Source organism: Corynebacterium sp. 20-84, from assembly GCF_053479455.1.
The window spans coordinates 18,717-40,738 of sequence record NZ_JBRBCB010000015.1 but is presented as its reverse complement, the minus strand read 5'-3'; the positions used below and the strand labels follow the sequence as shown (position 1 = coordinate 40,738).

24 protein-coding genes are annotated in these 22,022 nt (G+C 63.4%); 7 read left to right on the top strand and 17 right to left on the bottom strand.

Going from position 1 to position 22,022, the window contains the following annotated elements:
- Window positions 1-237: 237 nt before the first annotated feature.
- Entirely contained in the window at window positions 238-861 is a 624-nt protein-coding gene (locus ACUY2Y_RS11000) for a hypothetical protein (RefSeq protein WP_448326459.1), read from the bottom strand.
- Window positions 862-971: 110 nt separating this feature from the next.
- On the opposite strand from ACUY2Y_RS11000, the gene ACUY2Y_RS10995 reads away from it, so the two are divergent.
- Complete coding sequence (locus ACUY2Y_RS10995; RefSeq protein ID WP_448326464.1) at window positions 972-1,574, top strand: TVP38/TMEM64 family protein; 603 nt, start codon at window positions 972-974, stop codon at window positions 1,572-1,574.
- Between the two features lie 10 nt (window positions 1,575-1,584).
- Window positions 1,585-2,142, top strand: coding sequence for a MarR family transcriptional regulator (locus tag ACUY2Y_RS10990; RefSeq protein WP_448326458.1), 558 nt, complete (start codon window positions 1,585-1,587; stop codon window positions 2,140-2,142).
- On the opposite strand, the gene ACUY2Y_RS10985 is transcribed toward ACUY2Y_RS10990, so the two are convergent.
- From ACUY2Y_RS10985 to ACUY2Y_RS10975, 3 genes are read right to left on the bottom strand one after another with little or no spacing between them, the layout of a single operon-like run.
- Window positions 2,117-3,451 (bottom strand): SPFH domain-containing protein, encoded by a 1,335-nt coding sequence (locus ACUY2Y_RS10985; RefSeq protein ID WP_448326456.1) that lies wholly within the window; start codon window positions 3,449-3,451, stop codon window positions 2,117-2,119. The two genes, ACUY2Y_RS10990 and ACUY2Y_RS10985, sit on opposite strands and share 26 nt — an antisense overlap.
- A gap of 2 nt (window positions 3,452-3,453) precedes the next feature.
- Window positions 3,454-3,879 carry an NfeD family protein gene (locus ACUY2Y_RS10980; RefSeq protein WP_448326454.1) on the bottom strand — a complete coding sequence of 142 codons (426 nt, stop codon included), beginning with the start codon at window positions 3,877-3,879 and terminating at the stop codon, window positions 3,454-3,456.
- 39 nt (window positions 3,880-3,918) lie between these two features.
- Window positions 3,919-4,770 carry a DUF3097 domain-containing protein gene (locus tag ACUY2Y_RS10975; protein WP_448326452.1) on the bottom strand — a complete coding sequence of 284 codons (852 nt, stop codon included), beginning with the start codon at window positions 4,768-4,770 and terminating at the stop codon, window positions 3,919-3,921.
- Window positions 4,771-4,805: 35 nt separating this feature from the next.
- On the opposite strand from ACUY2Y_RS10975, the gene ACUY2Y_RS10970 reads away from it, so the two are divergent.
- Complete coding sequence (locus tag ACUY2Y_RS10970) at window positions 4,806-5,582, top strand: hypothetical protein (protein ID WP_448326450.1); 777 nt, start codon at window positions 4,806-4,808, stop codon at window positions 5,580-5,582.
- Window positions 5,583-5,585: 3 nt separating this feature from the next.
- On the opposite strand, the gene ACUY2Y_RS10965 is transcribed toward ACUY2Y_RS10970, so the two are convergent.
- The 3 genes from ACUY2Y_RS10965 to ACUY2Y_RS10955 all read right to left on the bottom strand — a co-directional run bounded on the left by ACUY2Y_RS10965 (window position 5,586) and on the right by ACUY2Y_RS10955 (window position 9,493).
- The gene (locus ACUY2Y_RS10965; RefSeq protein WP_448326448.1) at window positions 5,586-6,638 is read right to left on the bottom strand and encodes a ferrochelatase; all 1,053 of its coding nucleotides are present in this window, start codon (window positions 6,636-6,638) and stop codon (window positions 5,586-5,588) included.
- Between the two features lie 35 nt (window positions 6,639-6,673).
- Window positions 6,674-8,491, bottom strand: coding sequence for a DIP1281 family NlpC/P60 protein (locus ACUY2Y_RS10960; RefSeq protein ID WP_448326446.1), 1,818 nt, complete (start codon window positions 8,489-8,491; stop codon window positions 6,674-6,676).
- 501 nt (window positions 8,492-8,992) lie between these two features.
- The gene (locus ACUY2Y_RS10955; protein WP_210573346.1) at window positions 8,993-9,493 is read right to left on the bottom strand and encodes an Rv1476 family membrane protein; all 501 of its coding nucleotides are present in this window, start codon (window positions 9,491-9,493) and stop codon (window positions 8,993-8,995) included.
- 201 nt (window positions 9,494-9,694) lie between these two features.
- On the opposite strand from ACUY2Y_RS10955, the gene acnA reads away from it, so the two are divergent.
- Both acnA and ACUY2Y_RS10945 read left to right on the top strand, forming a co-directional pair.
- Window positions 9,695-12,475 carry an aconitate hydratase AcnA gene (gene acnA / locus ACUY2Y_RS10950; protein ID WP_448326444.1) on the top strand — a complete coding sequence of 927 codons (2,781 nt, stop codon included), beginning with the start codon at window positions 9,695-9,697 and terminating at the stop codon, window positions 12,473-12,475.
- Between the two features lie 130 nt (window positions 12,476-12,605).
- The gene (locus ACUY2Y_RS10945; protein ID WP_448326442.1) at window positions 12,606-13,331 is read left to right on the top strand and encodes a glutamine amidotransferase; all 726 of its coding nucleotides are present in this window, start codon (window positions 12,606-12,608) and stop codon (window positions 13,329-13,331) included.
- On the opposite strand, the gene ACUY2Y_RS10940 is transcribed toward ACUY2Y_RS10945, so the two are convergent.
- Complete coding sequence (locus ACUY2Y_RS10940) at window positions 13,328-14,005, bottom strand: NAD(P)H-binding protein (RefSeq protein ID WP_448326440.1); 678 nt, start codon at window positions 14,003-14,005, stop codon at window positions 13,328-13,330. The genes ACUY2Y_RS10945 and ACUY2Y_RS10940 overlap by 4 nt on opposite strands.
- Window positions 14,006-14,070: 65 nt before the next feature.
- Between ACUY2Y_RS10940 and ACUY2Y_RS10935 the strand changes: the two genes are divergently transcribed.
- Window positions 14,071-14,340: an ACT domain-containing protein gene (locus ACUY2Y_RS10935; protein WP_210573352.1), complete on the top strand. Its 270-nt coding sequence runs from the start codon at window positions 14,071-14,073 to the stop codon at window positions 14,338-14,340.
- A 6-nt stretch (window positions 14,341-14,346) separates the two neighbouring features.
- Window positions 14,347-15,717 carry a DUF711 family protein gene (locus ACUY2Y_RS10930; protein WP_448326438.1) on the top strand — a complete coding sequence of 457 codons (1,371 nt, stop codon included), beginning with the start codon at window positions 14,347-14,349 and terminating at the stop codon, window positions 15,715-15,717.
- Here the strand turns inward: ACUY2Y_RS10930 and ACUY2Y_RS10925 are convergent.
- The 9 genes from ACUY2Y_RS10925 to sufC all read right to left on the bottom strand — a co-directional run bounded on the left by ACUY2Y_RS10925 (window position 15,714) and on the right by sufC (window position 22,013).
- Window positions 15,714-15,977: a type II toxin-antitoxin system RelE family toxin gene (locus ACUY2Y_RS10925; RefSeq protein ID WP_448326436.1), complete on the bottom strand. Its 264-nt coding sequence runs from the start codon at window positions 15,975-15,977 to the stop codon at window positions 15,714-15,716. The genes ACUY2Y_RS10930 and ACUY2Y_RS10925 overlap by 4 nt on opposite strands.
- Window positions 15,978-15,983: 6 nt before the next feature.
- Complete coding sequence (locus ACUY2Y_RS10920; protein WP_448326435.1) at window positions 15,984-16,223, bottom strand: type II toxin-antitoxin system Phd/YefM family antitoxin; 240 nt, start codon at window positions 16,221-16,223, stop codon at window positions 15,984-15,986.
- A gap of 96 nt (window positions 16,224-16,319) precedes the next feature.
- A complete protein-coding gene (locus tag ACUY2Y_RS10915) occupies window positions 16,320-16,574 on the bottom strand; it encodes a PLDc N-terminal domain-containing protein (RefSeq protein ID WP_448326433.1) in 255 nt (84 codons plus the stop codon).
- 20 nt (window positions 16,575-16,594) lie between these two features.
- On the bottom strand, window positions 16,595-18,223 hold the full coding sequence (locus ACUY2Y_RS10910; RefSeq protein ID WP_448326431.1) for an ABC-F family ATP-binding cassette domain-containing protein: 1,629 nt from the start codon (window positions 18,221-18,223) through the stop codon (window positions 16,595-16,597).
- A 43-nt stretch (window positions 18,224-18,266) separates the two neighbouring features.
- Window positions 18,267-18,581, bottom strand: coding sequence for a type II toxin-antitoxin system PemK/MazF family toxin (locus ACUY2Y_RS10905; RefSeq protein WP_448326429.1), 315 nt, complete (start codon window positions 18,579-18,581; stop codon window positions 18,267-18,269).
- 389 nt (window positions 18,582-18,970) lie between these two features.
- The gene (locus tag ACUY2Y_RS10900; RefSeq protein WP_210573357.1) at window positions 18,971-19,375 is read right to left on the bottom strand and encodes a metal-sulfur cluster assembly factor; all 405 of its coding nucleotides are present in this window, start codon (window positions 19,373-19,375) and stop codon (window positions 18,971-18,973) included.
- 7 nt (window positions 19,376-19,382) lie between these two features.
- Window positions 19,383-19,850: a Fe-S cluster assembly sulfur transfer protein SufU gene (sufU, locus tag ACUY2Y_RS10895; protein ID WP_210573358.1), complete on the bottom strand. Its 468-nt coding sequence runs from the start codon at window positions 19,848-19,850 to the stop codon at window positions 19,383-19,385.
- A 64-nt stretch (window positions 19,851-19,914) separates the two neighbouring features.
- On the bottom strand, window positions 19,915-21,177 hold the full coding sequence (locus ACUY2Y_RS10890; protein WP_448326428.1) for a cysteine desulfurase: 1,263 nt from the start codon (window positions 21,175-21,177) through the stop codon (window positions 19,915-19,917).
- 80 nt (window positions 21,178-21,257) lie between these two features.
- Window positions 21,258-22,013 (bottom strand): Fe-S cluster assembly ATPase SufC, encoded by a 756-nt coding sequence (sufC, locus tag ACUY2Y_RS10885; RefSeq protein WP_210573360.1) that lies wholly within the window; start codon window positions 22,011-22,013, stop codon window positions 21,258-21,260.
- Window positions 22,014-22,022: the final 9 nt, after the last annotated feature.

Genomic DNA, 22,022 nt, shown 5'->3' with positions numbered 1-22,022 from the left:
TCCATCAGCTTCTCGCTGATCTCGTTGACCCTCGCCGGGTCATGGCCTTTCTTCGGTGACACCGTAGTCATTATCGGTGAAACTCCTTCTAGATCAGAGCCTCACACACAAACTTCCTGACACTCCCTACGAAACGCTGCCAAGCATCCCGCCAGACCTTGACTGACCTGAGCTGCCATCGTGAACATCACACCACCAGAACACCCCTTTCGGAAACGGAAGCGGGTGTTTTCGCTGTTAGAAGGTGCCCCAGTCAGGAGAGATACTTCCGCCTGACACTCCACCTCCGCCGCCGGGAACAAGCTCGTAATTCTTCGCGACGTAGGCGAAGAGGCTGAAGATCGCCGCAGTCACAGCGACACTCACGGCCGGCGCGAACCAGGCACTTGCGACGAAGGCCAACCATTCAGAGCCAGCGAGGAGACTGAGACCACCGAAAAGCAGAACCACGAAGCGCGGCAGAACCATAACAGCGATGGCGGCGCACAGCGCCAGGAAGACCTTTCGCGTTTCCATACCGGCGGCGAGCACGCACGCGCAGCACGCGGTGAACATGGGCGCAGCCGTCGCGAACGCGGGAAACATCGTCGCAAAGAAGAACATGTCCGCGCCGACAGGCCGCCACGAACTGAACGCCGCAGCTGCCGCGATGCCGAGTAGGAGGATCAACGATGCGGCGATTCCGCGGGCAGCGCGGGTGCGGGCGGTCAGCACACATGCCAACACTCCCGCTACAGCAGCGAGGGCACACAATGCAGCCACTGCTGTGGCGGAATCACCGCCGGTGGTAGCTACCGCAGAGGCAGCGAGACTCACGATGAACAGAAATATAGGTAAGGCGGTCGGGTCGTTGTGGATCATCTACGTACCTCTTCCGGTTTGGCCCCAGGGTACTCGCGGGTGAAGATTGTGAGGTGAAACTTCGCCAGGTTGTCGTGCTCGTTGCGGCCGTGCTTTTCATCGCGGCATGGATGCTTATCGACGTCCCCTCCCTCGCCCAACTCCGGTCCTGGTCCGAGCAGACCGGCGCGTGGTTCCCCGTGGTGTTCTGGCTGGCGTATGTGGTGATCACTCAGTTCCCGATTCCCCGCACGCTCCTCACTGTGTCGGCGGGAGTACTGTTCGGCGCGGTGAAAGGCATCGCACTGGCGCTGACGGCGACGACGGTCTCGGCGGTGATCTCGCTGCTGCTGGTGCGCTTCTTGCTGCGTGACTGGGTGGAGCCGCGGTTGACGCATCCGGCGGTGCAGCGGATCAATCAGAGGCTCGAAGAACGCGGCTGGCTGGCCGTCACGAGTTTGCGGATGATCGCGGGCATTCCCTTCTCGATCATGAACTACGCGGCGGCGCTCACACGTGTTCCGGTACTGCCGTTCGCTGTGGCCACACTCGTGGGGTCGGCGCCGGGAACAATCCTGGTCACCATGTTCGGGCAGACGCTCACCGACGATCCTGATCCGATTTTCGTGGCCATCATGGCAGTGCTCGCGGTGATCGGCATTGCAGGATTGCTTTTCGACGCGACCACGCCCACCCGTCAAGCCTCCACCGTGGACCGCTGGTCAAGGGTCTAGACTATCCCCCATGATTGCTGTCCATGCCCGCTACCGTGGCCGCGATGCGCGGCGCGCCGAACTCGTCAAACGCTCCGCCGAGGCTCTCTCGACCCTCGACGGAGTGGGCCGTTTCGATGTCGTCGGTGTCGAGGACATTCGCGCCCACGTCGACGATGCTGAAGCCGCCTGCATGCTCGTCATGGCGCTCTTGTCCGACGGGAATTGGGCCATCGGTATCGGCATCACAGAAAAAGGCCCCGCCATCTACGCCGCAACAGATGGGGCGGGAAATAAGGCAGGGTCGGTAGGAGTGGTCGTCGATAAGCCTGAGCCCCGAACGGACGCTGCGGACATTGCGTCTGCGTTCGCGTTGCTCGGTCATGTGCTGGCGAAACGCACCGTCGAGGGCCGTGAGGCGACCTCGCTGGTGCGTTCCGGGCTGAATCAGAATGAGGCGGCGGCCGAGCTCGGCATCTCTAAACAGGCGATGAGCCAGCGCCTGCAGGCTGCCGGGTGGCAGGCCGAGCAGGCGGGCTGGCAGCTCGCCGTCAATTTGATGTCTAGGGCTGCTGGGGATACTGGTTAGGCATCTGCGGGGGCTGCGCCTGCTGCATCGGGAACTGCTGCGGCTCATACTGCGGCGGCTCGTATTGCGCAGGCTGCTGCGTCGGCTGCGGCATGTCGAGTTCAGGGCGCGACGGGGACTCGTCGGGCTCGGCGCCGGCCTTCACGCTCGTTGAAATCGACGTGGACGTGGAGCCCTTGGATGCGCTGGCTCCCGTCGCGTCGTCGAGGCTGGACCCGACCGGCTTGTTCGCCACGGCGCGCGCCTCGGCGACAGCCTTCGCGATCTCCGGGTCGGAGGCCGTCTCGAACCACGCGTCCGTGTCTTCCTGGGTGGCGATCTCCTTCGCCTCCGGGTCGATCTGGCCGGGCTCGTAGCGGAAGACACCGTCGTCGTCCTTCTTGGCGAAGGCCTTGGCGAATTCCTCCAGCGAATCGCCGAACTGCGACGGGATCATCCACATGGTGGAACCGTTGCCCTCGGCGATCTTCGGCAGCTTCTCCATGTACTGGAAGGCGAGCAGCTCCGGCGTGACGCCGGAGGACTTGATGGCGGCGTTGACCTTCTGGATCGCGCGTGCTTCACCCTGTGCTTCGAGGAATTTCGCGGCGCGCTCACCTTCAGCGCGAAGAATGGTCGCCTGACGCTCAGCTTCCGCGGCGAGGATGGCTGCGTGCTTCTCACCCTCAGCGGACAGGATGCGCGACTGCTTCTCACCCTCGGCGGTCTTGATGTCGGACTCTCGGCGGCCCTCAGCGGTGAGAATCATGGCGCGCTTCTCGCGGTCCGCCTTCATCTGCATCTCCATGGACTGCTGGATGGACGGCGGCGGATCAATCGCCTTGAGCTCCACTCGGCTAATGCGCAGGCCCCACTTGGCGGTGGCGGCGTCGAGCTCGCCGCGCAGGCGGCGGTTAATGGTCTCACGGGAGGTCAGAGTTTCCTCGAGGGTCATGCCACCGACGACATCGCGCAGCGTCGCGGTGGAGATCTGCTCCACACCGACGATGTAGTTGTCCACGCCGTAGATGGCGCGCGCAGGGTCGTTGACCTGGAAGGTCACCACCGTGTCAATGGCCACGGTCAGGTTGTCCTGGGTGATCACAGCCTGCGGCGGGAAGGACACGACGCGCTCACGGGTGTCCACGCGCTCGCGCACTCGGTCGATGAACGGCACCAGCAAAGTGATGCCGCCCGAAACGGTGCGGGTGTAGCGGCCGAGTCGTTCGATGACCGCGGCCTCACCCTGCGGGATCAGCGCGATGGCGCGGAAAACGACGATGACAATGAAAATGAATAAGACGAGTAGCAGAACAAGCGTTGGTGTCATGATCACTCCTTCCGGACGACGGCGGTCGGGCCGTCAATATCAGCGACGGTGACGTGCTCACCGGCGGGGATGGTGAAAGCGGGGTCGATAGCGCGGGCCGACCAAATTGACCCGTCGAGGCGGACCTGGCCACCATACCGGTTGATCTCCTCGAGCACCTCTGCCTTGGCGCCGACGAGAGCCTTCGGGGACGTGTCCAGGGCTGCCGGTTTTTTGAAGCGGCGGTGCAGCCATGGGCGAAGGAACAGGATGAGGGCACCGGACGCGAGTCCGAAGATGACGATCTCCGCCCACAGCGGAATGCCGAACAGGCTTGCGCCGGCTGTCGCCAGTGCACCCCCGGCGAGCATGAGAAATGTGAACTCGCCAGCCGCTAATTCGAGGAGGGCGAGTACGAGCGTGCCAATGAGCCAAATAACTGTTCCCACACGATCAGGTTAACGCATTTTCGGGCGTCGATAAGCCACTCAAAAGCTTTCTTTTGGCAACTCCGGCGTTGTCACGAAATCGACGAGTCGCTCGACCGCGCCAATGAGCGTGTGGTCGAGGTCGCGGAACGTCTCGACCGCGCCATACACGCGATTCCACCCCTCGCGCGGATCCGACCAGCCGACGCGGCGGCAGATGCCAGTCTTCCAGTCCTCGCCCTTCGGCACGTCCGGCCAGGCGCGCAACCCCAAGCGCTCGGGCTTGACCGCCGCCCAGATATCCACGTACGGGTGCCCGGTGACCAGCACATGCGGGCCGACATCCGCCACGAGCCGCGACTCTTTCGACCCGGCAATGAGGTGGTCAGCGAGCACCCCGATGCGGCGTCCGGGCCCCGGCTGAAACTCGGCGAGCCGCTCCGGCAGATTGTCCAAGCCTTCCAGGAACTCGACGACGACGCCCTCGACGCGCAGATCGTGCCCCCACACCTTCTCCACGATCGCGGCGTCGTGCACGCCCTCGACCCAAATCCGCGACGGCATCGCCACTTTCGCCTGGACATTCTCCACGCGCCGGGACCCCGAATTCGAGCGTTGCGGCTTCCGCTTGACGACGGGCCGCGTCAAGGTCACCCTCTCCCCCTCCACCAGGAACGCGCCAGGCAGCATCTTGAACAGTCTTTGCGTGCCGTAGCGATCCTCGAGCCGGACAAACTCACCGTCATAGGTGCGCTCCACGCCGACAACGAGCCCCACGAAGTCGTCGCCGAACACCTCCGCCACCACATCGCCGGTTGCTTCCACCTGCGGGTACACCTTCGGTCGCTTGCGGGCGTGACCGGCGAAAATATCGCCGCCGTACGGGTCTGCGTGGCTGTTGAATCCGCTCATAGTGGGCCAGAGTGTATCCCGTATACTTCGCCACCGTGAGTACGCGCGCCGAAGTCTATTCTCCCCTGCAGAACACCGCCGTCTGGCTCGCGGCATGGCTCTACGGGCACGAGCCCTCCGACGCACTCGTCGGCGCCATGACGGAATTGCACGGCCGGAACAGCTACCAGGGCGAACCGCTCGCGCATTTGCTTCACGACGTCCGCTCCTCCACCGACCTCACCTCCCCCGGCCCCGCCGTCCGCCTCATTTTGTCTGGCCCCGGCCAACCTCCGGAACTGCCCGCGGGTTCAGCAGCAGCATTGGCCGCCACCGAACTCAGCGGCGGCAGCGCGATCGTGCTCCGCGGCAACGGTGGCGTGTCCCATGTTTTGGTGCCTGATAGCTCTTCCGAGCTGGGGGTTCGCGGTGAAAGCGCCGGGGTCTTATGGCGGTGGTTCGAGGAAGACGGCCCCCTTCCGGAGCCAGCGTGGCTCTCCCCCGGCGAGGCCGATGCGCTGCTATCGCGCGCGACTAATGAGGCCTCGCTACTGATTGAGGCCGCGGGCGGCACGCGCGAGGAGTTGCCCGACCCGCGCCTGACGGTGGGGACGCTCTCTGATTTCTACGACACGCCCGGTTTGCCCATGCGAACGCCACCGCGTGCCGCGAAACTCTTCGCGCGGGCGGACGCGGTGGCGGCGGTCATTGAGACTGTGGTCGACAGGTTGAACGACCACAGCTTCGATCCCCAGCTCTTCAGCCTCTGGCGGCACATCCGTACCGCACGCATGGCTGGAGTGGCCGATGCGGTACTGGAGTACCAACGCTGAAGCTTAAGACGCGACCGGCTTCGGGCGCCGGGGCGCGCAGCAGCCTTCCTTGCACGGGGCACCGTTGAGGGTGCAGCCCTGGACCGTGATCGTCGATAAGCTTTCTGGCTTTGTGCCTGCGGCCGTGTGGTCGACGAGATCGAGGACGAGCTTCGCGAAGGTCCGCTCCAAGCCCACCGTCGGCGTGCGGGTCAGGGTGATGCCGCGCTCTTCGCACGCTTCCTTGAGCTCGGTGTCGAGGTCCCAGATGACCTCCATGTGGTCCGTGATGAAACCGACCGGGACGCAGATGATGTGCTTGACGCCCTCATTCGCGTCGTCGATCTCCTCGGTGCGGTCCACGACATCCGGCTCAAGCCACGGGGTGCGCGGGTCGCCGGAGCGGGACTGCCAGACGACCTCGTAATCGGGGACGCCAGCCTCAAGCGCGATCAGGCGCGCGGCCTCCGCGACCTGACGGGAGTACAGATTCTGGTCGGTCGGACCGCCAGATGCGTCGTCGGCCGCATTCGGCACCGAGTGCGCGGCGAACAAAACGCGGGTGGACTTCTGGTCCGCTGCCTCCCACGCCGTGCGGACATGATCCGCCATGAGCTTCACAAAAGTCGGGTGGCCGTAGAACTGCCAGAGCTTCGTGAACTCGAGCTCCGGGTGCGCCTCGCGCAGCTTCACAATGTCCTCGTCGTACTGGCGGCACGCCGAGTACCCGCCCCATGCGGAGGTGGCGAAAACAGCGACATTCTTGTGGCCGTCGGCCGCAATCTGGTCGGCGGCGTCGGCGGCGTACGGGTGCCAGTTGCGGTTGCCGAAGTAGACCGGCAGCGTTTCGCCGCGCGCGGCGATCTCCGCCTCGACATTGGCGATGATCTCGCGGTTCTGACCGTTGATCGGGCTCACACCACCGAAATTGAAGTAGTGCTCGCCGACCTCAGCGAGGCGTTCGCGCGGAATACCGCGTCCGCGGGTGACATTCTCCAGAAATGGAATGACCTCGTCTTCTCCCTCGGGGCCACCGAAGGACAAGACGAGGAGTGCATCGAAGTTGCTTTCAGACATAGGGCCATTCTAGTTCAGCGGCCCTACGCCCGGTATTAGATCAGGCGGACAGCCATCGGTGCCATTCCGCTACGGCGGACTGCCGTCTTTTGCACGTTCATTCCGGTCTGCGGCGCTTCGAGCATCATGCCGTCTCCGAGGTAGATCGCGACGTGCTGGTTGCCGCCGTTGCCCCAGAACAGCAGGTCGCCGCGTTCAGCTTCATCGACCGGGATCTGGGTGCCGCGCTGGTACTGGTAGCCCGTGTAGTGCGGCAGCGAGATACCTGCACCGGAGAAGGCGTAGAGGACAAGGCCCGAGCAGTCGTAGCCGGCCTGGCCGTTGTAACCCTGGCCGTCAAGGCCCATCGTCGCGCCGTTCGCGTCGCCGCCGCCCCACACGTATGGGGTGCCGATCTGCGATTCAGCACGCGCGATGACCGCTTCGATCTGCTGCTCGCGGCTGCCATCGGAAGCCGCTTCGTCGCCGCGCAGCTTGTTGGAGACTTCCTCCGCGTCGTCGACGTCCGGAAGGACGTCTGCGACATTCGTGCCTTCTTCCTCGTCGGTTTCGGCCACGGACGCATCCGCGCTTTCGCTTGACGACGGCGCCGCGATCCCCGACGCACCCGACTCCCCGTCCTCACTGTCGTACGGGTCTTCGAAGCTGGCGTGATCCGCCTGGGTCTCACCGACCGCCTTCGCAAAAGCGTCGAGCGCAGCCTGGACCGTATCCGGGTTGGCGAACTCTTCCAGGGACGGCGCTGACGACCCCGAGGAGCTCAAGGCATCGGACGATCCAGCATCCCCAGTTCCGGCGTCTGCCGGCTCAGCTTCAGTGTTTGCCGACTCTGCCGGCGCCTCCGCGTCAGCGGATTCGGCGTCGGACTCAGTCTCGGTCGCTGCCTCTGCTTCTGCCTCAGCCTCGGTTTCGCCCTCGGTCTCAGACTCAGCTTCCGTGGCGGATTCCGACTCAGTCTGAGTGTTGGCAGACTCTTCGGCTGCGGTCTCCGACTCGGTGGTCGGCTGCTCGCTCGCGTCCGGGGCTTCAGTCTCCGGTGTGGGGGCAGTCTCCGGGGTGGCACCCTCAGCACCGGCGGCCGCACCCTCTGCACCGTCGACGCCAATGCCCATGGCGGCTGCAGCTTCGGGGCGCTGCTCGGCGAGGTCGGACTTAGCTTCCTCAAGTTCGGTGGAGACGGTGTCGCGCTCTGCGAGGAATGTATCCAGAGAACTCAGGGAGTCGTCGAGGGTCGTTCGTGCCTTCTCCTCGGCATCCTCGGCATCGGCAGCGCGGTCGTCGGCAAGCCTGCTGGCTTGACGTAGCGTCGACTCGTCGTTGGCGGCCTCGGTGCGCGCACGCTGCAGATCCTCGAGTGCGCGTTGCTTATCCTCGGACTCCTTGCGGAGGTAGGTCTTGCGGTCGAGGGAATCCTTTCGGGCGTCGGCGTCTGCATGGACGCTCGCCCCACCCGCGCCGCTGGAGCGGTACGAGGAGCGGGAGATCTGGTCGAGCTCATCCTGGGCGCGCTCGACCTCGGCCTGGGTGTCGTCGAGACGCTTGCGCGCTTCGGTGGCGCCCTGACGGGCCTGCTCGGCGTGCGACTGGGCATCGTGCAGGTCGACGAGCGCCTGGTTGACGGCTTCGCGGAGTTTACCGATCTCACGGTTAATGCGGTCGATATCTACCTCGTGGCGAGAAATCTCCGAGACAATCGCCGTCAGGGGCGATTCTTGCGCGACAGCTTCCACGTGCGTCGTCGCCATAGACAACGTAGCCACGCAGGCGGCAGCCGGCACGAGGGTGCGGACACGGAATTTACTGGACAGGCGGGGCCGCGCAGTGCCGCGCGCGGAACGGACGGTGAAATCCACGGAGGTATTCCTCTCACCGCACACTTCATCAGCAGACCGCGCCAAGGCATAGGTATGCCCGGGAAACGGACCGTGAATGGGCCAGGGTGTCAAGGCTGGCGTGCGGACGATTGAACGATCACGGATGAAAACCCGTGGGCTGATTCACCGCTACCTCCGCACTGACGTGACCCGTGATCCTTGGCGTGCTTCCCCACATGCCCGAATCTCTCGAGAGTTACGTCTGCGCTCTGATGTTGCAGCTATCAGCCCACGAGCTGACATGAAAACCATAGGCCACATAACAAGTCTGTTGCACACCCTTTACCAAATTTCACACACGTCAAGGCGAATAACATGACTGTGAGATTTGCCCACGCTGGGGTTTTAGAGATGAGGCGCATTACTGTGACATGCGACACATTGGCCCCGGGAATTATCACATTGCGGCCACAATGCCCGGCAGACACGCCGAAGCGGCCATTTTCTAGACCTCTAGGTCAACCGTCGATCCTTGACGGATTAGTCGTTGCTTTTGGAGAAAAAGAAGGAGACTCCGGCCGCGACGGCGACTAGCACGAGAAGGGTTGCAGTGACCAACGCCCACGGAATAGTGAAGGCATCCGCCTCCGCGGCAAAATCGCGGACACCGGCGGCATAATTCGGTTCAGAAATCAGCGCGTATTGACCCTTCTCTACTTGCGCACGGGTGAGGCTGTCGCTCACCGCGGCGGTCGCCGCCGGAGAGCGGACAATCACTGTGTCGAATCCCGCTTCCGTCGCGGTCGCATCTTTGAGGTCCTGGGCGAGGTCCCGCAGAGCGCCTGCCGACTGGCCCGCTTGCCCGAGTACTACGATGCCTACTGACCCCGCCGGACCCGCCTCCCCCGCGTTCACATCTGCGACAGCTCCCAGCAGGTCTGCCTCGAGCGCGAGGTTGGCGGGATTGTCGGTGTCGAAGGCAACGGCGTCGTCGATAAGCTGTGCTCTCAAGCTGTCGAAATTGGGCGCGCTGGGGTCCATGTCACAAGAGCGTATCCGGCCGCCGGATTCGTGCGAGGTGGGCGCGCCGAGACCGGCCGGGGTAGCTGAAAGTCTGACAATAATAATTGTGTGCGACCAAATACCCCCGAACCAACGTGTGTGTCCTAACATTGACCTGTAGGGACCCTGATGGGTCACACACCTAGATTTTCAGTTGTTACAACGAGAAACGGAGCTCACGTGTCTGAAAGCAAGAACTCCTTCAACGCGAAGAAGACGCTCGAGGTCGGCGGTAAGTCCTACGACTATTACGCCCTCGATGCCGTCGAAGGCATGGAGAAACTGCCCTACTCCCTGAAGGTGCTCGGCGAGAACCTCTTGCGCACCGAAGACGGCAAGAACGTCACCGAGGAGCACATTAAGGCTATCGCTAACTGGGATCCTTCGGCTGAGCCGTCTGTGGAAATCCAGTTCACCCCGGCCCGCGTCCTCATGCAGGACTTCACCGGCGTGCCCTGTGTTGTCGACCTTGCCACCATGCGTGAGGCCGTTTCTTCTCTCGGCGGCAACCCGGACCAGGTGAACCCACTGAACCCGGCTGAGATGGTCATCGATCACTCCGTCATCATCGAGGCCTTCGGTTCCGAGAACGCCCTCGACAAGAACGTCGAGATCGAGTACGAGCGCAACGAGGAGCGCTACCAGTTCCTGCGCTGGGGTGCCGAGAACTTCTCTAACTTCCGCGTCGTCCCGCCGGGAACCGGCATTGTCCACCAGGTCAACATCGAGTACCTGTCCCGCGTCGTCTTCGACAACGAGGGCGTGGCGTACCCCGATACCTGCATCGGCACCGACTCCCACACCACCATGGAAAACGGCCTGGGCATCCTGGGCTGGGGCGTCGGCGGCATCGAGGCTGAGGCTGCAATGCTCGGCCAGCCGGTGTCCATGCTGATCCCGCGCGTCGTCGGCTTCAAGCTCACCGGTGAGATCCCGGTTGGCGTGACCGCCACCGACGTCGTTCTGACCGTCACCGAGATGCTCCGCGAGCACGGCGTGGTCCAGAAGTTCGTCGAGTTCTACGGCGATGGCGTCAAGGAGATCCCGCTGGCTAACCGCGCCACCATCGGCAACATGTCGCCGGAGTTCGGCTCCACCTGTGCGATCTTCCCGATCGACGAGGAGACCATCAACTACCTGCACCTCACCGGCCGCGACCAGGAGACCATCGACCGCGTCGAGGCATACGCCAAGGCTCAGGGCATGTGGCTCGAGCAGGGTGCGGAGGAAGCCGAGTACTCCGAGTACCTCGAGCTCGACCTGTCCACCGTCAAGCCGTCCATCGCTGGCCCGAAGCGCCCGCAGGACCGCATCCTGCTGGAGGAGTCCAAGAACACCTTCCGCAAGCAGCTGCCGGACTACAACACCGCCGGCGAAGGCGCCGCAGAGCCGGTCCGCGCCGAGAAGGTCGAGGCTGTCGACTACAACGTGTCCTGGCCGGCAAACGGCGAGTCCGCTGCCGAGGGCGCTGAAGGCCGCGCTTCCAAGCCGGTCATCGTCGAGTCCCCGCAGGGCGGCGAGTACACCCTCGACCACGGCATGGTCGCCATCGCCGCAATCACCTCCTGCACCAACACCTCCAACCCGTCCGTCATGGTCGGCGCCGCTCTGCTGGCACGCAAGGCTGCGGAAAAGGGCCTGAAGGCGAAGCCGTGGGTCAAGACGATTATGGCCCCGGGCTCCCAGGTCGTCGACGGTTACTACAACCGCGCGGACCTGTGGAAGGACCTCGAGGCTGTCGGCTTCTACCTCTCCGGCTTCGGCTGCGCGTCCTGCATCGGTAACTCCGGCCCGCTGCCGAACGAGATCTCCGACGCCATCAACGAGTACGACCTGACCGCCACCGCTGTGCTGTCCGGTAACCGTAACTTCGAGGGCCGCATCTCTCCGGACGTGAAGATGAACTACCTCGCGTCCCCGCTGCTCGTCATCGCCTACGCGATCGCCGGCACCATGGACTTCGACTTCGAGTCCCAGCCGCTCGGCCAGGACGCCGACGGCAACGACGTCTTCCTGAAGGACGTCTGGCCGTCCGCCGACGAGATCGAGGGTGTCATCGCCGACACGATCTCCCGCGAAATGTACGAGAAGGACTACGCGGACGTCTTCAAGGGCGACCAGCAGTGGCAGGCTCTCGACGTTCCGGAGGGCAAGACCTTCTCCTGGAACGAGGACTCCACCTACATCCGCAAGGCTCCGTACTTCGACGGCATGCCGGATGAGCCGGAGGCAGTCGAGGACATCTCCGGTGCTCGCGTTCTGGCGAAGCTGGGCGACTCGGTCACCACCGACCACATCTCCCCTGCTTCCTCCATCAAGCCGGGCACCCCGGCGGCGAACTACCTGGACGACAACGGTGTCGCCCGCCACGACTACAACTCCTTCGGTTCCCGTCGCGGTAACCACGAGGTCATGGTCCGCGGTACCTTCGCCAACATCCGTCTCCGCAACCAGCTCGTCACCGATGCTGGCGGCTACACCCTGGACTTCACCCAAGAAGGCAACCCGCAGGCGTACATCTACGACGCTGCGCAGAACTACGCCGAGAAGAACATCCCGCTGGTCGTCCTGGCCGGCAAGGAGTACGGCACCGGTTCTTCCCGCGACTGGGCTGCAAAGGGCACCAACCTGCTCGGCGTCCGCGCCGTCATCACCGAGTCCTTCGAGCGCATCCACCGCTCGAACCTGATCGGTATGGGTGTTCTGCCGCTGCAGTTCCCGGAGGGTGAGTCCCACGAGTCCCTGGGCTTGGACGGCACCGAGACCTTCGACATCTCCGGCATCACCGCCTTCAACGAGGGCGACACCATTCCGGAGACCGTTCACGTCACGGCTACCAAGGAAGGCGGCGAGACCGTCGAGTTCGACGCCAAGGTCCGCGTGGACACCCCTGGTGAGGCTGAGTACTACCGCCACGGCGGCATTCTCCAGTACGTGCTGCGCCAGATGGTCAAGAACTAAGTTCTAGCCACTCAAGGCCGGATCCCGCGCGGGGTCCGGCCTTTTGCTTTGCGCATTTTCGCTTATCGACGACACCGCCGCTCGCCCCCAATTTCACTCCCACTAGACCAAGCGGTATAGAATTGCCGTCATGTCTCGTCTGCTCTTCCTTTCCCTGCGCGACGGCGCGATCGGCCCTGATGTGTCGATGGCCGAATACAACGATGTCCTAGGCGCGACGGGTCTCATGCCTGAGCAGCTTGAGCGCCGCATGATCCCGGACGTGGACACCCCGCTCGGCAGCCTCGAAGGCTTCAGCGGCATCATCGTCGGCGGCAGCTCACTGAATATCACCAACGCGGAGTGGTCCCCGTGGCAGCGCCATATCGACGAGATCCTCGGAGAGGTCGTCGCCGGGCCGCTTCCGGTCTTCTTCGTCTGTTTCGGTCTGAGCTGGCTCACGCACCACCTGGGCGGCTCCGTGGCGCACACGCATCCGGAGGCGGCGGGGCCGACCGTCGTCAAGCTTCTGCCCGCTGCTGCACAGGATCCGCTGACTGCCGGGTTGCCCGCGGAATTCACCGCGCTGACTGGGCACACAGAAAACGCCGAATCGCTTCCGGCTGAGCTCGAATTGCTCGCCAGCGGCCCGACGTGTCCGGTGCAGATTGTCCGCTACGGCGACCATGTGTGGGCCACCCAATTCCACGCGGAGATGGACCATGGGGCGATGAAAGCCCGCATGGATTTCTTCTACGACTACGGGTACTTCCCCGCCGAGGAATACGACACGATCGTCGCCTCACTTCCCGGCGTGGACACCACGTACTCGAACGAGCTGCTGCGCCGTTTCACCGCGCACTGCGGCCTGAACTAGACCTCGCTGGCGGGTGTGCCGCCGTCCTCGAAATCGAACGGGTTCGGATCGAGGCCACCGCGATCGACAGCCTCCACGATCACCTGGGCGACGAGCTCACGCGACGTCGTCGACTCCGCGTTGCGCAGCTCGGTGAGCACATTGAGCCCCCTCGCCGGTTCATCTGTCAGGCGCGTCGGGCCCAGGATCGTGTACGGCAGTTCCGAAGCAAGCAGACGCTTATCGACGGCCTTCTTCGACTCCACATACGCGTACCACGATCCACCGTCGTCCTCCGTGGTCGCCTCGGATGCACCCGCGTAGGAGACCATGATGAAGTGCGGCGCGAACTCGCCGAGTTCCTCGAGGGCGTCCACGGCCTTCAAGGCTGCGTCGCGGTCCACTGCGTAGGTGCGTTCCGCGCTGCCGCCGCCGGCACCTGCGGACCACACGACGGTGTCGAACGGAGTGATCAGGCGCGCCCAACCCTCTTCGTCCAAGGCGGTGAGGTCTTGGATGATCACGGCTGCGCCGGCGTCGATAAGCGCCTGCGCGTGGTCCGGATTGCGCACGAGGGCTACGACCTTGTGCCCCGACTCGGTAAGCAGCGGAACCGTGTGCTTGGACACGTTGCCGCCCGCGCCGAGGACGAGGACGAACTTGCTTGCTTCTTGCGTGTTTTCTTCAGTGCTCATATCGCCCACCGTAGCCCTGAATCCCGAACGCTGTCGTCGCCCAAGCGCGCCGTAGGATAGGACGCATGTACGCCATCATCACCACCACCGGGCCGGACCGCGTCGGCATTATCGCCGGCGTCTCGCAGGCCGTTGCCGATCATCAGCTCAACATCGTCGACGTCTCCCAGACCATCATGGACGACTTCTTCACCATGATTCTGCGTGCGGAGCTGCCGACCGACGACTTCGATCTCGCGGGCCTCCAGGACACGATGGCCGAGCTCGGTAAGACGCTCGGCGTGGATATCCGCGTCCAGTCCGAAGCGCTGTTCACCGCCATGAACGAGGTCTAAGCGGCGATGGCGAACCAACTCAATTTCAAAGCCGCCAGCATCGTCGACGTCATCTCGATGATCGAGGACTACCGCCTCGACATTCGCACCGTGACGATGGGCATCTCGCTCATCGGATGCACGCGCGCCACGATGGAAGCGACCGCGGAGGCCGTCTACGACCTTGTGACCACGCGCGCCGCCCGCCTCGTCGAAGTCTGCGAGGGAATCGAGCACGAACTCGGCATCCCGATCGTGAATAAGCGCGTCTCCGTCTCCCCGATCTCACTCGTCGCTGCTGGTGTGGACGGTAATCCCGCTGAGATTGCCCGCGCCCTCGACCGCGCGGCGACAGAGCTGGGCGTGAACTTCATCGGCGGCTACTCCGCACTGGTGGAAAAGGGTGCGACCGAGGCTGATTCACGCCTCATCCACTCCATTCCCGAAGCACTGTCTGAAACGAGCTTCGTCTGCGGTTCCGTCAACGTCGCGTCGTCGCGCGCCGGCATCAATATGGACGCGGTGAAGACGATGGGCAAGGTGATCAAGGATGCGGCAGCCCGCACGGCCGACGAGTCTTCCATCGCATGCGCCAAGCTCGTTGTCTTCGCCAACGCCGTCGGCGACAACCCGTTCATGGCAGGAGCATTCCACGGCATCGAGGAACCGGACACTGTGGTGTCGGTGGGTGTCTCGGGCCCGGGCGTGGTGGACCGCGCCATCACGCCCCTTGCTGGGAAGAGCCTCAACGAAGTCGCCGAAGAAATCAAGAAGGCCGCCTTCAAGATCACCCGCGCCGGTCAGCTCGTTGGCAACCTCGCTGCGGAACGGCTCGGCGTCCCCTTCGGCATCGTCGACCTCTCCCTCGCCCCCACCGCGGAGGTCGGCGATTCCGTCGCCCACATCCTCGAGCACATGGGGCTCGGCCAAGTGGGCACGCACGGCACGACTGCCGCGCTCGCATTGCTTAACGACGCCGTCAAAAAAGGCGGCATGATGGCCTGCTCCCGCGTCGGCGGCCTCTCCGGTTCCTTCATCCCTGTCTCCGAAGATCAGGGCATGATCGACGCGGTCCGTTCGGGCGCCATTTCACTGGACAAGCTCGAGGCGATGACATCGATCTGCTCCGTCGGCTTCGACATGATCGCCATTCCCGGCGACACTTCTGCCGCGTCCATCGCGGGCATGATAGCCGACGAAGCCGCCATCGGTGTCATGAACCACAAGACCACCGCCGCCCGCCTCATTCCTGTGCCGGGCACAAAGCCCGGCGATGAGGTGAACTTCGGTGGTCTTCTCGGATACGCCCCGGTCATTCCGGTTAGCGAGGTGTTCAACGCGCCATTCATCGAGCGCGGCGGATTCATTCCCGCGCCGGTTCACGGGTTCCGTAATTAGCGGTACACCTCGCGGCGGTGAGCGGCCCGCAGAACAACCACGACAAGGCGATCATCGTGAACGCGGTAAATGATGCGATAGTCGCCAACCCGAATGCGCCTCTCTCCGTCACCACCGCTCAATTTGATTGAGCCGACGGGCCGAGGTTCGTGAGATAGCTCCTCGATCGCGGTGACAATTCGTCGTGCAATCGATTTGTCGATCTTTTTCAGTGCTTTAAGCACGGCTCTCTCATAGAGAATTTCGTATTGAGGAGCCATAGCTTCCTAAAGTCCTAGCTCACGGAGCACTTCTGCGTGTGGCACCAAGTCGCCCTTAGCTTGCCGCGCGGCTGCCAGATCAAGCTGGTCTTCGAGTGCCTCCATCGCCCTATCGAAGAGCTCCGGAGAAACAAGCACCGCTCGGCGCTGAGCGCCCCGCGACATGATTAAGACCGGTTCCCGCTGAGCTTCAGCGATGAACCGGCTCTGATTCGCGCGAAATTCGGAAAGCGATGCTGTGGTCATGCCCCAGATGATACATCTTGTACAAGTCGTGGCATAGTAGATGAACGCTGCCGCGCGCCCTAAGGGCGTTTCAACTTCAGTTTTGGGGTGCAGCTACTACTTCTTCGCCTTCGCGTCGCCGCGCTTTTTGCCGACGATGAAGTAGCTCGCCCAGCCGAAGGTGTTCACTGCGCCGATGAAGGTGGTCCAGAACCACTTCGGGCCGCGCAGGTTCTTCGAGTCGGTGCGGGCGAGATCCCACAAAGCGATGCCCTTCGCGACAGTGTCGATCGCGCCGAAGATGCCGGCGATGGTCTTCTCTTCCTTGCTGAGGGACTTCCAGGCTTCAAGTACTGAATCAATCGGGTTCATGCCCCTCATCTTATTCCTATTTAGGCGAGCTCGACGATCTCCATGTACTCGTCGCTCCAGATGTCCTCGTCGCCTTCCGGCATGATGATCACGCGCTCCGGCTCAAGGGCGCGGACCGCTCCAGGGTCGTGGGTGACGAGGACGACGGCACCTGTGTAGGTCTTCAGGGCATCGAGGACCTGCTCGCGGGATTGGGGGTCGAGGTTGTTGGTGGGCTCGTCGAGAAGCAGCACGTTGGCTCGGGAGGAGACGAGCGTGGCCAGAGCGAGTCGTGTCTTCTCACCACCGGAGAGCGTTCCGGCGGGTTGTTCCAGCTTGTCGCCGGAGAACATGAACGCGCCGAGCAGGCCGCGCAAGTCCTGCTGGCCGGCGTCGGGGCACGCCTCGATCGTGTTTTCCCACACGGTCTTGTCGCCGTCAATCGTGTCGTGCTCCTGCGCGAAATAACCGATCTTGAGGCCGTGGCCGCTGACGAGGCCGCCCTCACCATCGGTGCGTTCGACACCAGCGAGGAGCTTGAGCAGGGTCGTCTTGCCCGCGCCGTTGGTGCCCAGCACGACCACGCGCGAGCCCTTGTCGATCGCGAGATCGACGCCGGCGAAGACCTCGAGCGAGCCGTACATCTTGGTCAGACCTTTGCCGAATAGCGGGGTCTTACCGCACGGCGCGGGCTCCGGGAAGCTAATCGACGCCACCTTGTCCGCCACCCGGACCTCATCGAGCTCGTTCATCATGCGGTCGGCCCGGGCGAGCATCTGCTTGGCAGCCGCTGCCTTGGTGGCTTTCGCGCCGAGCTTGGCGGCCTGTTTCTGCAACGCAGACGCCTTCTTCTCTGCGTTAGCTCGCTCGCGACGGCGGCGCGCCTCGTCTTCGGCGCGGGCATCCTTGTACTTGGAAAAGCCCATGTTGTACACGTCGGCTTCGCCGCGGACGGCGTCGAGGAACCAGACCTTATTGCACACCTGGTCCAGCAACTCGACATCGTGGGAGATCATGATGAGCCCGCCCTCGTGCTTGGACAAGAAATCACGCAGCCACGTGATGGAATCGGCATCGAGGTGGTTGGTGGGCTCGTCGAGAAGCAACGTCGTCGTGGACTTGCCCGCGCCGTCGTTGGCGGCGAAAAGAATTTGCGCGAGCTCAACGCGACGACGCTGGCCGCCGGAGAGCGTTTTGAGCTGCTGGTCGAGGATCCGGTCCGGCAAGCCCAGGTTGTCGCAAATCTGGGCTGCTTCGGCATCTGCCTCATAGCCACCGAGGGCTTGGTAGCGCTCCTCGAGACGGGAGTATTTCGAGATCGCGGCGTCGCGCTTGGCCCCGTCCTCGACCTCCATGATCTCCTGCTGGCGCTCCATAGAAGAACGGAGCTGGTCGAGCCCGCGGGCCGAGAGCACACGGTCGCGCGCAGTCTGCTCGATATTTCCCTCGCGGGAATCCTGCGGCAGGTAGCCGATCTCACCGGAGCGTGTCACTGACCCGCCGTACGGCTCGGTCTCCCCCGACAGGATGCGCATCGTGGTCGTTTTGCCGGCACCGTTGCGGCCGACGAGTCCGATGCGGTCGCCGGGCTGCACGCGTAGGTGCTGGCCGGGCGCGTTGAGCAGAGTACGCGCGCCGACGCGGACTTCAAGGTCGTTAGTGACAATCACAACGGGTCAGTGTACCGCTGCGAACGCTTCGGCTACTAAGCGGTCATTGCGCCAAACCGAAAGCTACGAGAAGCGCCGAGTTGATCTTACGGAGTGTCTGTGGAGTAACCGCCCCGCCGAAACGCGGTTCATCGTCCAGGTAGATCGTTTCAATATCGTCGCAGATGACAGAACCCACCAAGGGGTCGCCTGCACCGAGTTCCACAATGCTCGGCAACGGTGGTTTCGGTGTTGTTGTCACGCGCGCAACGAGCGCACTCCCCAAGGCTCGATTACGCGAATTATTCGACACCACAACCCATGGCTTGTCCCCGTACCCCAGATCGAGCCAGTAGATCTGCCCCCGCAAGAAAGCCATCGTTAATCCTGACCCCGTTTATCGGACCGGAGTTGCCGGCGGGCTCGGGATGCGTTCTTATACGCGGCGTCTTCCTCTAGAAGCTGCTGGGCATACGCTTCATACGCGGAATCTAGAGCCTTTTCCCTTACTGAGCGAGCTCCTAGTGCTACGAGCTCGGCAATCGCCTGGGACTCTGACAGGTTGGCAGGCATCTGTCCACGAGCATCCTCCAGGTACTTGCGCTCGGGACTGCTGGGCTCGCGCAAGCGCTGCACGATATCCAGATCCTCCGGTGTCAGCGCCACTGATTTTCGGGTCGCGGAAGCAGTCATGCCTTGAGCATAAAGAAGCGCTTCACCCGATGCAACAGATTTTGCAGCAGCTTGTGAAGCGCAAGCGCGAAAATTTTAGACCGCGAAGCCGAGGGCGCGCAGCTGCTCGCGGCCTTCCTCGGTGATCATGTGCGGGCCCCACGGCGGCATCCAGACCCAGTTCAGGGTGATCGCGTCGACAGCGCCGGAGCCGACTGCAGCCTGCTCGGCCTGCTCCTCGATGACGTCGGTCAGAGGGCAAGCCGGGGAGGTAAGCGTCATGTTGATCACGGCGCGCTTCTTGTCGGCTTCTTCTTCGATCCAGATGTCGTAGACGAGGCCGAGGTCGACGACGTTAATGCCGAGCTCCGGGTCAATCACGTCGTGGAGGTATTCAGCGACGTCAGCGGCGAGCTGGATCTGCTCTTCGGTCTGCTCGGGGCGCTCGCCCGGGCCGTCGAAACTCGAGCTGGAGGTGTCTGCTTCGTTCGGGGTGGTCATTTTCCGGTCACTCCTTGTTCTGTTTGTTTTCAAGCTCGGTAATCGCGTCGCTGGTGGCGGCCTGGAAGGCCTTCCAACCGAGCAGCGCGCATTTGACGCGGGCGGGGAATTTGGCCACGCCGGAGAAGGCGATTCCGTCGCCGATCAGGCCAGCGTCGCCCTCCTTCTCCCCCTTCGAGGTGATCATCTCTTCAAAAGCGTCGAGCTTCTTCATCGCCTCAGCAACCGGCAGGCCGATCACTTCCTCGGTGAGCACGCTTGTCGATGCCTGCGAGATCGAGCACCCCTCCGCCTCATACGAGATGTCCTCGACAGTGTTGCCGTCCTCGGACAAGTGCACCCGGAGGGTGAGCTCATCACCGCAGGACGGGTTGACGTGGTGCACCTCGGCCTCGTACGGGTCACGCAGGCCCGCGTTCTGCGGGTTCTTGTAGTGGTCGAGGATGACCTCTTGGTACATGGACTCTAGGTTCATACTCTTCTTTCTACCTTGGCTTTCTGCGGTCTTACAGTTCTGGTGTCTTACACGTGCAACGGGATTAGGCGCCGAAGAATTCCTGGGCGGCGCGGATGCCGTCGATAAGCGCGTCGATTTCTTCTGTGGTGTTGTACAGGTAGAAGCTCGCGCGGGCGGTGGACTGCGCGTCGAGGCCGCGGTGTGCGGGCCATGCGCAGTGGTGACCGACGCGGATGCACACGCCCTTGGAGTCCAGGACTTGGCCGAGGTCGTGCGGGTGAATGCCGTCGACGATGAACGAGATCGCGCCGCCACGGTTCTCCGCAGTCTCGGGGCCGATGATGCGCAGGCCGTCGATCTCCTGCATACGCTCGAGCGCGTAGGCGGTCAGCTTGTGCTCGTGCGCGGCGATCTTGTCCATGCCGATCTCGCCCAGGAACTCCACGGCCGCACCGAGTCCGACGACCTGGCTGGTCATCTGGGTGCCTGCCTCAAAGCGCTGCGGTGCGGGGGCAAAGGTGGAGCCTTCCATCTTCACCACTTCGATCATGGAACCACCGGTGAGGAAAGGCGGGAGCGCGCCGAGAAGCGTTCCCTTGCCGTACACGACGCCGACGCCGGACGGTCCGCACATCTTGTGGCCGGAGAACGCCGCGAAATCGACGTCCAGCGCGTGGAAGTCAACCGGCTGGTGCGGCACGGACTGGCATGCGTCGAGGACGGTGAGCGCGCCGACGGCTTTCGCGCGACGGACAATCTCCGGGACGTCCGCGATCGCACCAGTGACGTTGGACTGCTGCGTGAAGGCGACGACCTTGACTGTCTCGTCGAGCTCGAGCGAGTCGAGGTCGATGCGGCCGTCGTCGGTCATCGAGTACCACTTCAGCGTCGCACCGGTGCGGCGGGCGAGCTCCTGCCACGGAACGAGGTTCGCGTGGTGCTCCAGCTCCGTGATCACGATGGTGTCGCCTTCGCGGACCTGGAGGTCGCCGGCGCGGTCGTCGCCAAGCGTGTAGGCGACGAGGTTCAGCGCCTCGGTGGCGTTTTTAGTGAACGCGATCTCATGCCCCTCGGCTCCCACGAAGCGGGCGATCGACTCGCGCGCAGATTCGTAAGCGTCGGTCGCTTCTTCCGCGAGCTGGTACGCGCCACGGTGGACGGGCGCGAAGGTGTTCAGCACGAATTCTTCCTCCGCGCGCCACACGCGCTCCGGTCGTTGCGATGTCGCACCGGAGTCGAGGTACACCAAAGGCGTGTCCTCGCGCACGGTGCGGGAAAGGATCGGAAACTCCGCGCGGATCGCATCAAGGTTCAATGTTCCGTCGGTGTTCACGTACTGGGTCATGAGCTCGGTTCTGTCTCGTTGGTGGATTGTGGGAAAGAAAAACGGCCGGCGCATTGGTGAGGCCGGCCGTTTCGGAAGGTTTAGACGAATGCGTCGTAGCCCTCAGCCTCGAGCTTCTCAGCCAGCTCGAAGCCACCGGAGTGCTTGATCACGCCGTCAGCGAAGATGTGCACGTGATCCGGCTTCACGTAGTTCAGGATGCGCTGGTAGTGGGTGATCATGAGGATGCCGCCGTCGGTCTCGTCCTGGTAGCGGTTGATGCCCTCGGAGACGATGCGCAGCGCGTCGACGTCGAGGCCGGAGTCGGTCTCGTCCATGACAGCGAACTTCGGCTTCATCAGGGACAGCTGCATGACCTCGTGGCGCTTCTTCTCGCCGCCGGAGAAGCCCTCGTTGACAGCGCGCTCGCTGAACGACGGGTCGATCTTCAGGTCGTCGCGTGCCTGGTTCAGCTCCTGGACCCACTCACGCAGCTTCGGTGCCTCGCCGCGGACGGCGGTGACAGCGGAGCGCATGAAGTTGGACGAGGACACGCCCGGGACCTCGACCGGGTACTGCATGGCCAAAAAGAGGCCGGCACGTGCGCGCTCGTCGACTTCCATCTCAAGGATGTTCTCGCCGTCGAGCAGCACCTCACCCTCGGTCACCTCGTAAGACGGGTGACCGGACAAGGTGTAGGCCAGCGTGGACTTGCCGGAGCCGTTCGGGCCCATGATGGCGTGGGTCTCGCCGGAGTTGATGGTCAGGTTGACGCCCTTGAGGATCGGGGTGGGATCCTGGCCTTCCTCGAGCGGGAGGACCGAGGCGTGGAGGTTCTTGATTTCCAGGGTAGACATAGAACTCTT

Coding starts and splice junctions, on each gene's coding strand:
- ACUY2Y_RS10900 (WP_210573357.1), bottom strand. CDS start 19,375: ATGACCACCCCGAACGAAGCAGACACCTCCAGCTCGAGTTTCGACGGC.
- ACUY2Y_RS10995 (WP_448326464.1), top strand. CDS start 972: ATGCTTATCGACGTCCCCTCCCTCGCCCAACTCCGGTCCTGGTCCGAG.
- ACUY2Y_RS10945 (WP_448326442.1), top strand. CDS start 12,606: ATGTCTCGTCTGCTCTTCCTTTCCCTGCGCGACGGCGCGATCGGCCCT.
- ACUY2Y_RS10965 (WP_448326448.1), bottom strand. CDS start 6,638: ATGTCTGAAAGCAACTTCGATGCACTCCTCGTCTTGTCCTTCGGTGGC.
- ACUY2Y_RS10930 (WP_448326438.1), top strand. CDS start 14,347: ATGGCGAACCAACTCAATTTCAAAGCCGCCAGCATCGTCGACGTCATC.
- ACUY2Y_RS10935 (WP_210573352.1), top strand. CDS start 14,071: ATGTACGCCATCATCACCACCACCGGGCCGGACCGCGTCGGCATTATC.
- ACUY2Y_RS10975 (WP_448326452.1), bottom strand. CDS start 4,770: ATGAGCGGATTCAACAGCCACGCAGACCCGTACGGCGGCGATATTTTC.
- ACUY2Y_RS11000 (WP_448326459.1), bottom strand. CDS start 861: ATGATCCACAACGACCCGACCGCCTTACCTATATTTCTGTTCATCGTG.
- ACUY2Y_RS10985 (WP_448326456.1), bottom strand. CDS start 3,451: ATGACACCAACGCTTGTTCTGCTACTCGTCTTATTCATTTTCATTGTC.
- ACUY2Y_RS10905 (WP_448326429.1), bottom strand. CDS start 18,581: ATGGCTTTCTTGCGGGGGCAGATCTACTGGCTCGATCTGGGGTACGGG.
- sufU (WP_210573358.1), bottom strand. CDS start 19,850: ATGAACCTAGAGTCCATGTACCAAGAGGTCATCCTCGACCACTACAAG.
- ACUY2Y_RS10925 (WP_448326436.1), bottom strand. CDS start 15,977: ATGGCTCCTCAATACGAAATTCTCTATGAGAGAGCCGTGCTTAAAGCA.
- ACUY2Y_RS10920 (WP_448326435.1), bottom strand. CDS start 16,223: ATGACCACAGCATCGCTTTCCGAATTTCGCGCGAATCAGAGCCGGTTC.
- sufC (WP_210573360.1), bottom strand. CDS start 22,013: ATGTCTACCCTGGAAATCAAGAACCTCCACGCCTCGGTCCTCCCGCTC.
- ACUY2Y_RS10890 (WP_448326428.1), bottom strand. CDS start 21,177: ATGACCCAGTACGTGAACACCGACGGAACATTGAACCTTGATGCGATC.
- ACUY2Y_RS10955 (WP_210573346.1), bottom strand. CDS start 9,493: ATGGACCCCAGCGCGCCCAATTTCGACAGCTTGAGAGCACAGCTTATC.
- ACUY2Y_RS10990 (WP_448326458.1), top strand. CDS start 1,585: ATGATTGCTGTCCATGCCCGCTACCGTGGCCGCGATGCGCGGCGCGCC.
- ACUY2Y_RS10940 (WP_448326440.1), bottom strand. CDS start 14,005: ATGAGCACTGAAGAAAACACGCAAGAAGCAAGCAAGTTCGTCCTCGTC.
- ACUY2Y_RS10915 (WP_448326433.1), bottom strand. CDS start 16,574: ATGAACCCGATTGATTCAGTACTTGAAGCCTGGAAGTCCCTCAGCAAG.